The sequence below is a fragment of the Solwaraspora sp. WMMA2101 genome, assembly GCF_049179175.1.
GTDB lineage: Bacteria > Actinomycetota > Actinomycetes > Mycobacteriales > Micromonosporaceae > Micromonospora_E.
The window spans coordinates 4,352,533-4,365,866 of sequence record NZ_JBMHMA010000006.1 but is presented as its reverse complement, the minus strand read 5'-3'; the positions used below and the strand labels follow the sequence as shown (position 1 = coordinate 4,365,866).

Sequence of the window (13,334 nt, the reverse complement as noted above, 5' to 3'; positions counted from 1 at the left end):
CACGACCCGCACCTCACGAAGGAGGACGAAAGTGACCACGATCGCTACCACGGTGGCCGACGGCTTCCATTTCCTGGAAGCACCGCGTTGGCGCGACAGCCGGCTCTGGTTCTCCGATTTCTACGGCCACCGGGTCCACTCCATGCGCGCGGACGGATCCGACGTGCGGCAGGAGGCGCACGTCCCCGGGCAGCCGTCGGGACTGGGCTGGCTGCCCGACGGCCGGCTGCTGATCGACTCCATGCGGGACCGCCGCGTCCTGCGCCGGGAGCCGGACGGCACGCTCGCCGTCCACGCCGACCTCGCCGACCACGCCACCGGGTACGCCAACGACATGGTCGTCGACCCCCACGGCCGGGCCTTCGTCGGCAACTTCGGCTTCGACCTGATGGCCGGGGCACCGCTGCGGCCGACCGCCCTGCACCGGGTCGACCCCGACGGCCGGGTCACCCAGGTCGCCGACGACCTGTGGTTCCCCAACGGCAGCGTCCTCACCACCGACGGCACCCTGCTGGTGGTGGAGACCTTCGGCAACCGGGTCACCGCGTTCACCGTCACCGACGACGGCGACCTGGTCGACCGCCGGACCTGGGCACGGTTCGGGCCGTTGCCCGACGACCCCGACGTCGAACGGGCGCTGGGCGAGTTGCGGATCGCCGGGGACGGCTGCTGCCTCGACGCCGACGGTGGACTGTGGATCGCCGACGCGACCGGCCAACGGCTCGTCCGGGTCGTCGCCGGCGGGACGGTCACCGACGAGATCCACCCGGGTGCGTCGGTGTACGCCTGCGCGCTCGGCGGCGACACCGGCACCACGCTGTTCGCCTGTGCCGCACCGGACTTCCACGCCGACGCCCGCGCGGCCGCCCGCGAGGCACGGATGCTCGCCGTACCGGTCGCCGTACCGGCGGCCTGAACGGCGACCTCGCCGCGGCCATCGTGACCCACGTCTATGCTGTGCCCCGGCGGCCGCCACCCCGGGTCGCCCTTGCGTCCACAGCGGGTAGAGAAGCTTGCCACCCGCCGCGCCGGAGGTATCCACCGTGGAACTCAGCATCGTCGTCCCGTACTTCCGGCAGCGTCGATGCCTGGAGTTGACCCTGCGGTCACTGGCCGGTCAGCGACCGGACGCCGACGGCTTCGACGTCGTGGTGGTCGACGACGACTCCCGGGACGACGTCGACCAGCTGGTCGCCGCCTACCGTGACCGGCTCGACGTGCGACTCGTCCGCCAGCCGGTCAACCGGGGCCGGGCGGCCGCGCGCAACCGCGGTGCAGAGGAGGCGACCGGCGAACGGATCCTCCTGCTCGACGCCGACTCCATGGCCGACCCGGATCTGGTGGCCGGCCACGCCCGATTCCACCGGACCCGGCCGAATGACGTGCTACTGGGTGTCCGGGTCGAACACGACTGGCGGGCGGTGGCCGGCAGCACCGCGACCGCCGGGCCGCCGACGGTCGCCGCGTACCACACGGACCTGCGGTACCGGTGGGGCCTCGATCCGGCCACGTTCAGCGACGGGCCGGCGCCCTGGACCTTCGCCTACAGCCACAACATGTCGGTCCCGGCGGATCACTTCCACCAGATCGGCGGGTTCGACGAGCGCTTCGTCAAATGGGGTCACGAGGACATCGAGTTCGCGTACCGCCTGTTCGTGGCGTCCGCGCGACGGCCCGGCTACTTCCACTTCGACCCCACTGCTCGGTGCCACCACCTTCCGCACTTCCGCCACAACGCAACGAACTGGGCCGAAGCCAACCAGATGCTCCCGTACCTGGTGGGCAAGCACCGTACGCTCGAGGTGGAGTTGTACGAGGAGGGTCCGATGGGTGTCAACGCGGCCCTTCCGGTCTACCTCACCCGGCTGCAGACCCTGTACGGCGTCGCCAACCAGGTCGGTCTCGGCGAGACGCTCGACGCGTTGCGCCAGCCGCTCCCGCCCGGACGGCTGGGCATCGGCATCGGGCTGGCCGACCGGATGCCGCCGGCCGACGGTTCGGACGTGTTGGAGCATCGACCGGAGTCCGGCGCGGCGCCCGCCCTGATCGGGATCCGGCTGCCGTTCCCCGATCACCGCTTCGCTGACCTGCTGAACTTCGACGTGTGGCGGATCGCGTCGCCGGAGCACCTGTCCAAGATGGTCGTCGACGGTCTCCGGGTGGCGCGGACCATGTACCTGGGCGCGTCCCGGGAGGTGCCCGGCGGCGCGGACGTCGGTCTGATCGACTGCCCCGACTACCTCTGCGACATGCTGAGCGGATACGCCGAGGCCGACATCGTCCACGACGGCGACCACGCATGGGTGGTCCGGGTCCGCCGCCGGACCTGACATCGGCCGGCCGGCTCGGCACTCACCCGACCGGATGGTGGCCGACTGGCTGGAGCCGTACCGCAGTTACTGGGCGGAGAGCTCCGACCCTCTCGGCTGGTTCCTCGATACGCTGCAGACCGACGACAACGCCACTGGCCAACAGCGGCCGGCGGCACCCCGCCAGTGGTGCTGCGGGCCCTCGACCGGTGACCGGTAGGCACTCCGCAGAGAAGGACCTCACGAACTGGACCCTGGAAGTCGTGACCGTACCGGTCTCGGACGTGGACCGCGCCAAGGAGTTCTACTCCGAGCGGCTGGGCTTCACCGTGGACCACGACACCCGTGGCGGCGGCCCGACCGGGCCGCCGAGCCGCGATCCGCGGTCCGTGTGCGGTCCGGTCACCGGCGGCGTCGCGGTCCAGCACGTGGAACGAGGCTTTTCTCGATCGGCTCCTTTCCGGTCACGGGCGGAAGTCGGTCGGTCGACCACTCCCGTTGACGGTTGACGGATGCCGGTTCCGGCGACTTGGAACGCAGGGCGAGGACCTGAGTATGCCAAGGCATTCGTCCGCCTGTCTTCTTCTCACGTGCCGAGGCGGGCGGCCGGGCAGACTGTCGCAGTTTTCCATCGCCGAGTCCGGCCACTTCCCGACGCCCGCCAGGTAGCCGACCGAGCCATCCATCACCATTTTGTTTTGACCTACGTGCGCCGAGGGCCGGGCACCGGTTGCACCTCACTGCACATTCCGGGGCGAACGACCCGCCTGACCGCATCGACAACGGCCACACACAGGGCTTGGCCACACGTCATCACCCACCCACCACACACCTTCCGACGGCTCGCTACACGCAGAATTTCGACAAATGCTGCACACCAGGTAACGCACAGTAACCGCGAACGAGCACACGGGAAGAAGACAAGTAATCGGGACGTCGGCGATGCTGTTCATGGTTCGGATCGGAATTCCGAATCGAGCCGGAGCGGTTCCCGACCGCACCGACACGGCTCCAGCGGGGCACCTGACCACCCATCAGATGTTTTCATACACATCGGACACGACTGCGGCATGCGGCGTCGACTCTATCGGAAAACGCCGTCACTACCGCCGGCGTGACCCATTCCACGCCTTATGTCGAACGCACGGACAGGAACAGGAACTATTTAGCAGACCGCCGGGACACTTCTTCTTTCCGCGTCTCACCGGAGCATCGAAAGACCGTCCGGACATCTCACATCGAGGCTCCGCCCATATCGGCGAACGGCACCGTATTAGCCTAATGAGCAGGGGGAGAATCAATGGGCAACTACTTCGAGGCCGCCGTCGAGCGAGCCATCGAGAAGATGCAGGAGAACCTGGGCGACGAGCTGACAGTGGACGATCTTGCTCGCGCGGCGATGTTCAGCAAGTTCCACTTCACCCGGGTTTTTCAGCGGGTGACCGGCGTGACCCCTGGGCGCTTCCTCTCCGCGCTACGCGTCCAGCACGCGAAGGGCCTGCTGCTGTCCACCTCGATGAACGTCGCCGACATCAGCGTCCGCGTCGGCTACAACAGCATCGGTACGTTCAGCTCCCGCTTCACCCGCAGCGTCGGCATGCCACCGACCGCGTACCGCCGCTGCGGCGGTGTCGTCCGTTCCCTGCAGGCCAACCCGGTGGAGACCGACCGCGCGGCGGGAATGGTGTCCGGATCGATCTCGACCGGCTCCTCCGTCTATCTCGACACGGTCTTCGTCGGCCTGTTCCGCAGCCGGATCCCGGAAGGACTGCCGGTACGGTGCACGATAGAGCAGGGCTCGGGTGGGTTCCTGCTCGACAAGGTGCCCGACGGGGACTGGTACCTGCTGTGCAACGGCCTCGGCCGGACACCTGCCAGCCGGGCCGCCGACGGGCCGGCACGGTTCGTCGGCTACCAGGGACCACTACGGATCCGTGACGGGAACCTGATCGACGTCAAACTGCACCTGGAGCCCGCCCGGAAGCTGGACCCGCCGCTGCTCGTGGCGCTGCCCGAGCCCACGCCGCCGGCCGACGGGCACCAGTTCGCCGCGCTGACGGACATGTCCCAGGTGTCATTCGCGGCATAACGTGTGCCGGTCCCGGCCTCGGTGGCATCGTCACTCACTGGTCGATGCGGTCGTGCGGTGACAGGAGAATACCGGTCAGCGGCATCGGCAAGCACTGCTTGGAAATGCCGCTGACCTGCGGTTTCGGGTGGAGCCGAGGGGACTCGAACCCCTGACCCCCACACTGCCAGTGTGGTGCGCTACCAGCTGCGCCACGGCCCCCTGGTCGTCCCGGATCTCCCGGGCACTCGGCAATATTACACATGCCCCTGCGCAGGGTCATCTCGCGGGGGTCAGTTCGACGAGACGTCCGCCGGGAAGTGCGCCACCGCCGACATCATGCCGCCCTGCCGGCGCAGCACCATCGGCCACAGGTCCTCCGGGCGGGTCATGAACGGATCATCCGGCAGGCCGTCCAGTACGAACCACGAGCCGGCGTTGATCTCCTCCTCGAGCTGGCCCGCCGACCAGCCCGAATAGCCGGCAAAGACCCGGATGCCGGAGACGGATTCGGCGAGCGGACCGGGATCGGTGGACAGATCCACGGTGCCCAGCGGCCCGGCGATCCGGTGGAAGCCCTTCACCCGGCCGGTCTGGGTGCGGGTCCGGGCCAGGCAGATCGCCGACTCCGGCTGCACCGGACCGCCTTCGAACAGCACCGAGGGCTCCCGGGCCAGGCCGGCCCAAGCGCCCAGCACCTCCGCCACCGGCACCTCGGTGGCCCGGTTCAGCACCACGCCGAGCGCGCCGGCCACCTCGTGGGCGACCAGCAGGACCACCGTACGGTCGAAGTTGGGGTCTTTGAGCGTGGGAGTCGCGACCAGCAGTTGGCCGGTCATCGACGCCATCGACCGTCCTCCGATCCGCTGACCCTCACCCTGCACCTCGACCTCCTGTAGGCGCGCCTACCGCGCCGCCGTGACCCACCGGAGCGCGTGCGGGTCGCGCCGGCCGGACAGCCCATGGACCCGCGCGGCCCGGGGCCGTCGTCGGTGCCGTGAACGCCATGCCTGGCACCATAGCTTGCTCGGCAGCACCCGGTTAAGGTCTAACCGCGCGGGCGTGCCATCGGTGTTTCCGGTCACCCCGCCCGACCCGGGGAGGGACCAGGTGCAGGCACAGGCGGAACTGGCGGTAGTCGGCGGTTCGGGGCTGTACGCGTTGCTGGACAACGCGACGGAGCACCGGGTGGACACCCCGTACGGCGAACCGTCCGACGTGATCACCATTGCCGACGTCGGCGGACGCCGGGTCGCGTTCCTGCCCCGACACGGCCGGGCGCACCAGTACCCGCCGCACCTGATCCCGTACCGGGCGAACATGTGGGCGTTGCGCTCGCTCGGCGTGCGCCAGGTGCTGGCCCCGTGCGCGGTCGGCGGACTGCGGCCCGATCACGGCCCGGGGACGTTCGTGGTACCCGACCAGTTGATCGACCGCACCACCGGGCGGGCACAGACCTACTACGACCGGGGGGCGGTGCACGTCAGCTTCGCCGACCCGTACTGCCCGACCGGCCGGTCGGTGCTGTTGCGGGTCGGCACCGAACAGGGCCTGGCACCGCGCGACGGCGGTACGGTCGTGGTCGTCGAAGGGCCGCGCTTCTCCACCCGGGCGGAGTCGCGCTGGTTCACCGCGATCGGCGGCACCCTGGTGAACATGACCGGCCACCCCGAGGCGGTCCTCGCCCGGGAGCTGGCCCTCTGTTACACCTCGATCGCGCTGGTGACCGATCTGGACGCGGGAGTCGACAGCGGGCACGCGGTGACCCAGGACGAGGTGTTCCGGGTCTTCGGTGAGAACACCGACCGGCTGCGCGGTCTGTTGCTGGCCGCGCTGGCGCAGTGGCCGACCGACCGCGACTGCGACTGCCCCCGGTCACTCGACGGGATCACCCTGCCGTTCGAGCTGCCCTGACGACAGCGGTCCGGACGGCGGCGGACCGGACGACAGCGGTCCGGACGGCGGCGGACCGGACGGCGGCGGACCGGACGACAGCGTCGCGGTGGCTGCGGGGGTCACCAGTACGGTGGCGGCGGTGATCCCGGCCGCGTCGAGGCACATCCTGATCCGGTTCGCGGTCGCGGCGTCCCCGGCGACGACCACGGCCTCGCCGACGGCGAGCCGCCAGCTGGCACCGGCCGGGTCGCCGTCGACGGTCAACCGGTGCAGCACCGCCACGGAGTAGTCGCCCGGCTCCTGACCCGGACCGTACGGCTGAGGCATGGCTCAGCCGGCCGTGACGACGTGCAGCGGCGTTCCGGTGAGCGCGTCGAGCACCGTACGGGCACCGAGCGGCTCGTCGAGGGTCACCGTGACGGGATGCAGCAACAGCTGGTCGGTGCAGGCGTCACCGCTGCGCACCACACCGCCGGAGACCACGACCGCGTCGGTGTACTCCTGAACGAACGGGGTGATCTCGCTGTCGCAGGCACCGACGCCGAGACGGAACCCGAGATCGCTGCCGTCGACTCCGGTGAGATCCTGGGTGACGACGAAATCGGTCAGCCCGTCCGGCGCCGCGACCTGCGGGCTGGGTGTCGGAATGCTGACACTGTCGTCGACGGCGACCCGGGCCACCGCCGTGTCGAGTTCGGCGACCTCGAACAGCCAGGCCGGCACCTGCGCGGTGCCCCGGCTGGTCAGCAGCTCGACGGTGCCGAGGGTGACCCCGGTGACGGTGAGCCCTTCGCAACCTGTCATCGGCAGGGAGTGCGTGACGCTGGTGTCCGGTCCACCGCTGGTCGACCCGGTCGGGTCGGGGCCGGGTCGCACGGGGTCGTCAGTCGGGCACGGCGGAGGGTCGCCCTGGTCGATCGCGGCGTACGCGTCGGCGGCGCTGACCACGGGTACGGACAGCGTCCCGTCGGGAAAGGTGACCGTGCCGTCGGCGGGCCGCTCGCCCGGCACCGGCACCTCGCTGCGGAACCAGCCGGCGAGGAACGCCTGCTCGGTCTCAGGGGTGAAGCCGGGGTCGGCGGGAAGCACGGTCAGGCTCTGCAGTGGCGCGTAGCCGGCCTGCCACTGCGGCCGGCCGGCGGCCGTGCGCCAAGCCTCGGCGACCACGTCGGCGCGGCGCTGGAATGCCTCCCAGCGCTGGTCCACCGGACCGCCGGGTCCGCCGGGTCCGGTGGCGTCAGGGCGGGCGCAGGCGGCGATCAACAGCAGCGGTACGCCCAGCAGGGCGATGAAACGGCGCATGTCGGGTCAGACGCACCCCGACGGGCACCGGTTCCCGGCGCCAGGGCCGGCACCCCGACACTAGGGTGCTCCCCTGCTCCCCTGCTCCCCTGCTCCCCTGCTCCCCCTGCTTCGCCGCTCCCGCCGGTCAGCGGTCAGGACGTCGCGGCCGGCCCGCTCCTGCGACTGTCCTGGCCTGGTCATGCGACTGGCCCCCCGCCTGGTGGCGGAGGGCCAGTCGTCGTCCGTGGAGGTGCCGGGAATCGAACCCGGGTCCTTCGGCGTCTTGCCAGGGCTTCTCCGAGCGCAGCTCGCTGTGCCTCTACTCGGCCCCATCGATCACGCGAGCGAGTCGATGTGACGGGCCCAGCCGCAGTTGATCTCGCCGCACGAACCCCGCGACCGGGTTCGATTGGCCAGCCCTCTTACTGATGCCGGTTACTGGGCCGAAGGCACTCCCAGACCGACAGACTCGCTACTCGCCTCAGGCGGCGAGAGCGAAGTCAGCGCGATTAGACTTGGCGCTTATTGGTTTCCGACGATCGATTCTCGAGACGACGTCGGCTTCCTCGGCTCGCTTCCCCTGCCGCAACGTACGAAGTCGAAACCAGTCACCCCCTGGTGTGCCGTGCGGCGCACCAGACGAGCTGATGCGCCCTGCGGCCCGATGCGGTCCGCAGCTTCGTCAATCGTAACGCCTCCCGGCGACAACTTCATTCCGGTTCCGTGCGCCGGCGGTCAGACGCCGACGCACGGCCGCCCGTTCACGGTGCAGCCGGTCGGATTGACCTGTGATGACCGGTTTTTCTCCGCCTGGAAGCCGAACCGCACCGTCCCACCGGGCGCCAGCGGGCCGCCGGTGAAGACAAGGGTGTTGCCGGCGGTGGACGGCGTGGCGTTCCAGAAGCCGGTCACGGTGATCGCCACCGTGTCCGGGAAGGTCAGCCGTACGTCGAAGGTCTGGCTGCGGGCCGAGGAGTTGACCACGTCGACGTTGGCGACGAACCCCTGGTCCCAGGTGCTGCTCAACACGTACCGCGCGGTGACCTCGACCGCCGACGGCGGTGTCGGCGACGGACGGGCCGCCGGGGCGGAGGGGGCCGGTGAGGTCGGTGGGGCGGACGGCGCCGACGGGGTCAGACTCGGCGTGGCCGACGGCGACGACCCGGTGGGCGACGGCGACGGCGACGCGGTGGCTGACGGACCGGCACCGAGACCGCGCTCGGCCACCGGCGGTGGGCCGGGCAGCGAAGCGGACGGGTGGACGATGATCAGCTGGGCGGGTGCCGGATCGTCCCGGGCGATCGCCGCCCAGACGGTGCCGCCGAAGACGAGGGCGAGGACGACTCCGAGCCCGACCGCCCAGCCGGAACGGATCGGTGACAGCGACACGGCGTCGGGGGCGCGCCTAGGCATGGGTGCCTCCAGTGGTCAGGGCACCTGCCGGCATGTCAGTCCATACCCTTGCCCCGCCGGCCCACGGCCCGCTGGATCTCCCGGTCGGCGTCCCGCTTGGCCAGGTCCTGCCGCTTGTCGTACGACTTCTTGCCCCGGGCCAGCGCCAGCTCCACCTTGGCCCAGCCGTCGGAAAAGTAGACCTGCAGCGGGACCAGGGTCAGGCCGCCTTCGCGAAGCTTGCCGAGCAGCCGGTCGATCTCGGTGCGGTGCAGCAGCAGCTTGCGGGTCCGCCGTGGTTCGTGGTTGGTCCAGGTGCCCTGGACGTACTCGGGGATGTGCATGCCGTACAGGTAGATCTCGCCCTGCCGTTCCTGGGCGAAGGCGTCCACCAGCGACGCCCGCCCGGCCCGCAGCGACTTGACCTCGGTGCCGGTCAGGGCCATGCCGGCCTCGTAGACGTCGGTGATGGCGTAGTCGTGCCGGGCCTTGCGATTGGAGGCGACGACCTTGCGCCCCTTCTCCCGCGGCATCGCGCTGCCCCTCCCGACTGGCCGGACCGCACCCGCTCACCTGCGGTCGGTCGGTGTCGCCGGTCCGCCCGGCGACCGCGCAATGGTACCGCGCGACGCGGCCGGTGCCGGCACGGAAAACCCGTGCCGGCACCGGCCGCGTCGACAGTGGCGTCGTAGGCAGGTGCCACGGTGGTGTCCGGCGGATGCGGGTCGCCGGTTGGCGGTCGACTCAGACCCGCAGGTAGAACCGCAGCGTCACCCAGGCGGTCACCGCGCTGACCAGGCTGCCGACACCGGCCATCAGCGGGAACATCAGCAGGACGCTGCTCCACTCGATCGGGGTCAGCAGCTCGGTGAGGTCCCGTAGCGAGCCGTCGAGCAGGAACATCTTGCCGAGCACCAGGGCACCGAAGCCGAGGATCGCGCCGAACAGGCCGGCGACGACCGCTTCCAGGACGAACGGTGCCTGGATGAACCAGTTGGAGGCGCCGACCAGCTTCATGACGGCGACCTCACGCCGTTTGCTGTACGCGGCGACCTGGATGGTGTTACCGACCAGCATCAACGCCGCGACCGCCATGATCGAGGCGGCGATCAGCGCCATGCTCTGCACCGAGCTGAGGATGTTGAAGATCTTGTCGAGCAGTCTTCGCTGGTCGACGATCTCGTCGATGCCCTCGGTGCCGTTGTACTTGTCGAAGATCGCCTGGTACTCCTCCGGGTCGACCAGCTTGATCCGGAAGGACTCCGGCAGCTGTTCCGGTTTGACCGCGTTCACCAGGTCCTGGGCGTCCGCGTAGAGGGTGCGGAAGCGCTCGTACGCCTCCTCCCGCGACTCGTAGGTCACCGTGGAGATCAGCGGGTCGGCGTCCAGCGAGCTCTGCAGGCTGGTGCGCTGCTCCTCGGAGACGTCGGAGACCAGGAAGATCGAGACCTCGATCTGGTCGTAGTAGAAGTCCTTCATCGAGTTGACCTGCAGGTACATCAGGCCACTCGCGCCCAGCATGGTGAGCGACACCGCCATGGTGATGATCATGGCGACGGTCATGGTCACGTTGCGCCACAGCCCGACCATCACCTCGGACAGGACGTATTTCGCGCGCATCGGGTTCCTCTTCCGGATCTGACGCAGAATGGTCGTTCTTGGTCACCACATGCTGGTCTGCTCGGGTCACCACGTGCCGGCCGCCGGTGACTACCGACGGCGTGGTGCTGTCACCCGTAGACGCCGCGTGCCTGGTCGCGGACGATCCGGCCGGCCTCGATCTCGATGACGCGGCGGCGCATCTGGTTCACGATGTTGGAGTCGTGGGTCACCATCACGACCGTCGTGCCGGTCCGGTTGATCCGGTCCAGCAGACGCATGATCTCGATCGACGTGTCCGGGTCCAGGTTTCCCGTCGGCTCGTCGGCGAGCAGGATCAGCGGGCGGTTCACGAACGCCCGCGCGACTGCGACCCGCTGCTGCTCGCCGCCGGAGAGCTCGTGCGGGTAGCGGTGCTCCTTGCCGCCGAGGCCGACCAGCTCCAGCACCTCGGGAACGACCCGGCGGGCCACCGCCTTGGTCTTGCCGATCACCTCGAGGGCGAAGGCGACGTTCTCGTACGCGGTGCGGTTGGGCAACAGCCGGAAGTCCTGGAAGACACAGCCGATGGAGCGCCGGAAGTGCGGGATCTTCCAGGAGCGCATGGTCGTGACGTCCTTGCTGTTCACGACGACCTTGCCCGTGTTGGGGGTCACCTCGTGCAGCAGCAGCTTGATGATCGTGGACTTGCCGGAGCCGGAGGGACCGATGAAGAAGACGAACTCGCCCTTCTCGATCGACACCGACACGTTGTCCAGCGAGGGCCGGGACGCCTTCGGGTACGTCTTCGTCACTTGCTCGAGCGCAATCACGGGTGGTGAGTCTACGCGGTGTAACCGCTACGCCAAGTCCAGCCTGAAGGCTGGTGTCTTGTATGTCGGCTATGTGCAAGGTTTCGTGTCAGGCGTTCCCCACGAATGCCGAGAAATCAACCGTCCGGACCGAACCGACACCACCCGAAATGATGGCCTCAGTCACAGCGAGTGTCGACCAGAAAACACGAAGAGTAGTTGACCTGCAGCGATCAGTGCTGGTCCTGGGCCATCTCCTGCTGCTTGCGCCATCGGATACCCGCCTCGATGAAGGCATCCAGGTCACCGTCGAAGACCGCCGTCGGGTTGCCGGTCTCCTGCTCGGTCCGCAGGTCCTTGACCATCTGGTACGGGTGCAGCACGTAGGAGCGCATCTGGTCGCCCCAGGAACCGGCCGCGTCCGTCTTGAGCCCGGCCATCTTGGCCTGCTCCTCCTGCCGCTTGCGTTCCAGCAACCGGGCCTGCAGCACCCGCAGCGCGGCCGCCTTGTTCTGCAGCTGCGACTTCTCGTTCTGGCAGGTGACCACGATCCCGGTGGGGATGTGGGTGAGCCGCACCGCCGAGTCGGTCGTGTTGACGCTCTGCCCACCCGGCCCTGACGACCGGTAGACGTCGGTCCGGATCTCGTTCTCCGGGATGTCGATGTGGTCGGTCTGCTCCACCACCGGCAGCACCTCGACGCCGGCGAAGCTGGTCTGCCGCCGGCCCTGGTTGTCGAAGGGACTGATCCGCACCAGGCGGTGCGTACCGGACTCGACGCTGAGAGTGCCGAACGCGTACGGGGTCTTCACGGTGAAGGTGGCCGACTTGAGACCGGCCTCCTCCGCGTACGACGTCTCGTAGACCTCGGTGGGGTAACCGTGCCGCTCCGCCCACCGCAGGTACATCCGCAGCAGCATCTCGGCGAAGTCGGCGGCGTCCACGCCGCCGGCCCCCGCCCGGATCGCCACCAATGCCTCCCGGGAGTCGTACTCCCCGGAGAGCAGCGTACGGACCTCCAGCTCCTCGATCGACTTGTGCAGCCCGGCCAGCTCGGTGCCGACTTCGGCGACCGTGCCGGCGTCCTCCTCCGCCTGTGCCATCTCCAGCAGCAAGGCCGCGTCGTCCAGCCGGGCACGCAACGACTCCAGCTTGGCGATCTCCGCGTTGGCGTACGACAGCCGGGAGGTGACCTCCTGTGCCCGCGCCTGGTCGTTCCAGAGGTCGGGGGCGGAGGCGGCCTCCTCCAGCTCCGCCTGGTCGCGGCGCAGTCGATCGATGTCGATGACCGCCTCGATCCGGCGAAGCGTGGCGTCAAGATCTTTTAGCTGGTCGGAATAGTCGGCACTGGTCACGACCGACAAGAATACGTCGTGACCGCCGCCGACCGGCGCCGGCGGTCAGCTCACCGGCGCGGACTTGAGCCAGGAGAGCACCGCCTTGTGGTACGCGACCGCGAACTCGAGGGCGGCGGCACCGAAGGTGTCCCCGTTCTTCTTCGCCTCACGCGCCTGCTCGCGGGCTGCCGCCAGCGCCTCGGTGTGATGCTCGCTCGCGTCCGCGTAGACCGTCTTCAGCTGCTCGGCCGTGTGGTGGTTGCCGAACGCCACCCGCAGGGCGATCGGGTTACGCACCGAGTCACGGCCGGGCGCGTCGGCCAGCCACTTGAGGAACGCCCGTTTGCCGGCCGCGGTGATCGCGTACGGCTGGCTGGACCGTGGCCCCGGCTTACCGAGCCGGACCAGACCCTGCTCGGCCAGCACCGGCAACTCCCGGTAGACCTGGCTGCGAGTCATGGACCAGTACGCGCCGAGCTGACGCTCGGCGGTGGCCATCAGTTGCCCACCTGTCATGGGTCCTTCATGGAGCAGGCCGAGAAGGGCCGCTGCCGTTGGATTGATACGAACTTCCGCCATGCCCTCTACGCTGCCACTTTGTCGCCTCTACGTCCAGGATTTGCCGCGATCCGCGACCAATCGTGTTCTATTGTGCACT

General features: G+C 69.2%; 13 protein-coding genes, 1 tRNA gene, 1 other RNA gene and 1 pseudogene. 5 read left to right on the top strand and 11 right to left on the bottom strand.

The window, feature by feature from the left end; translation table 11 throughout:
* The first annotated feature begins 31 nt into the window (after positions 1-31).
* The 4 genes and pseudogenes from ACN28F_RS20855 to ACN28F_RS20840 all read left to right on the top strand — a co-directional run bounded on the left by ACN28F_RS20855 (position 32) and on the right by ACN28F_RS20840 (position 4,398).
* Positions 32-916, top strand: coding sequence for an SMP-30/gluconolactonase/LRE family protein (locus tag ACN28F_RS20855; RefSeq protein ID WP_421359306.1), 885 nt, complete (start codon positions 32-34; stop codon positions 914-916).
* 127 nt (positions 917-1,043) lie between these two features.
* Positions 1,044-2,330: a glycosyltransferase family 2 protein gene (locus ACN28F_RS20850; RefSeq protein ID WP_421359304.1), complete on the top strand. Its 1,287-nt coding sequence runs from the start codon at positions 1,044-1,046 to the stop codon at positions 2,328-2,330.
* Positions 2,331-2,518: 188 nt separating this feature from the next.
* Positions 2,519-2,678 (top strand): annotated as a pseudogene (locus tag ACN28F_RS20845) (VOC family protein); the annotation flags it as partial.
* A 931-nt stretch (positions 2,679-3,609) separates the two neighbouring features.
* Complete coding sequence (locus ACN28F_RS20840; protein WP_421359302.1) at positions 3,610-4,398, top strand: helix-turn-helix domain-containing protein; 789 nt, start codon at positions 3,610-3,612, stop codon at positions 4,396-4,398.
* Positions 4,399-4,526: 128 nt separating this feature from the next.
* On the opposite strand, the gene ACN28F_RS20835 is transcribed toward ACN28F_RS20840, so the two are convergent.
* Both ACN28F_RS20835 and ACN28F_RS20830 read right to left on the bottom strand, forming a co-directional pair.
* Positions 4,527-4,599, bottom strand: a tRNA-Ala gene (locus ACN28F_RS20835).
* Positions 4,600-4,670: 71 nt separating this feature from the next.
* Complete coding sequence (locus ACN28F_RS20830) at positions 4,671-5,225, bottom strand: YqgE/AlgH family protein (protein WP_421359301.1); 555 nt, start codon at positions 5,223-5,225, stop codon at positions 4,671-4,673.
* Positions 5,226-5,487: 262 nt separating this feature from the next.
* On the opposite strand from ACN28F_RS20830, the gene ACN28F_RS20825 reads away from it, so the two are divergent.
* Positions 5,488-6,291 (top strand): S-methyl-5'-thioadenosine phosphorylase, encoded by an 804-nt coding sequence (locus ACN28F_RS20825; protein WP_421359299.1) that lies wholly within the window; start codon positions 5,488-5,490, stop codon positions 6,289-6,291.
* Here the strand turns inward: ACN28F_RS20825 and ACN28F_RS20820 are convergent.
* The 9 genes from ACN28F_RS20820 to ACN28F_RS20780 all read right to left on the bottom strand — a co-directional run bounded on the left by ACN28F_RS20820 (position 6,253) and on the right by ACN28F_RS20780 (position 13,255).
* On the bottom strand, positions 6,253-6,600 hold the full coding sequence (locus ACN28F_RS20820) for a hypothetical protein (protein ID WP_421359298.1): 348 nt from the start codon (positions 6,598-6,600) through the stop codon (positions 6,253-6,255). The genes ACN28F_RS20825 and ACN28F_RS20820 overlap by 39 nt on opposite strands.
* 3 nt (positions 6,601-6,603) lie before the next feature.
* Positions 6,604-7,575: a hypothetical protein gene (locus ACN28F_RS20815; RefSeq protein WP_421359296.1), complete on the bottom strand. Its 972-nt coding sequence runs from the start codon at positions 7,573-7,575 to the stop codon at positions 6,604-6,606.
* Between the two features lie 224 nt (positions 7,576-7,799).
* Positions 7,800-8,173: a transfer-messenger RNA gene (gene ssrA, locus ACN28F_RS20810) on the bottom strand.
* Positions 8,174-8,292: 119 nt separating this feature from the next.
* The gene (locus tag ACN28F_RS20805) at positions 8,293-8,970 is read right to left on the bottom strand and encodes a cellulose binding domain-containing protein (RefSeq protein WP_421359294.1); all 678 of its coding nucleotides are present in this window, start codon (positions 8,968-8,970) and stop codon (positions 8,293-8,295) included.
* 35 nt (positions 8,971-9,005) lie between these two features.
* The gene (gene smpB, locus ACN28F_RS20800; RefSeq protein ID WP_289209555.1) at positions 9,006-9,482 is read right to left on the bottom strand and encodes an SsrA-binding protein SmpB; all 477 of its coding nucleotides are present in this window, start codon (positions 9,480-9,482) and stop codon (positions 9,006-9,008) included.
* Positions 9,483-9,693: 211 nt separating this feature from the next.
* Positions 9,694-10,569 carry a permease-like cell division protein FtsX gene (gene ftsX, locus ACN28F_RS20795; RefSeq protein ID WP_289209554.1) on the bottom strand — a complete coding sequence of 292 codons (876 nt, stop codon included), beginning with the start codon at positions 10,567-10,569 and terminating at the stop codon, positions 9,694-9,696.
* A gap of 110 nt (positions 10,570-10,679) precedes the next feature.
* Positions 10,680-11,360, bottom strand: a complete 681-nt coding sequence (gene ftsE, locus ACN28F_RS20790; RefSeq protein ID WP_289209553.1) for a cell division ATP-binding protein FtsE — start codon at positions 11,358-11,360, stop codon at positions 10,680-10,682.
* Between the two features lie 212 nt (positions 11,361-11,572).
* The gene (prfB, locus tag ACN28F_RS20785) at positions 11,573-12,694 is read right to left on the bottom strand and encodes a peptide chain release factor 2 (RefSeq protein WP_289209552.1); all 1,122 of its coding nucleotides are present in this window, start codon (positions 12,692-12,694) and stop codon (positions 11,573-11,575) included.
* A gap of 45 nt (positions 12,695-12,739) precedes the next feature.
* Entirely contained in the window at positions 12,740-13,255 is a 516-nt protein-coding gene (locus ACN28F_RS20780; protein WP_282223798.1) for a PadR family transcriptional regulator, read from the bottom strand.
* Positions 13,256-13,334 lie beyond the last annotated feature (79 nt).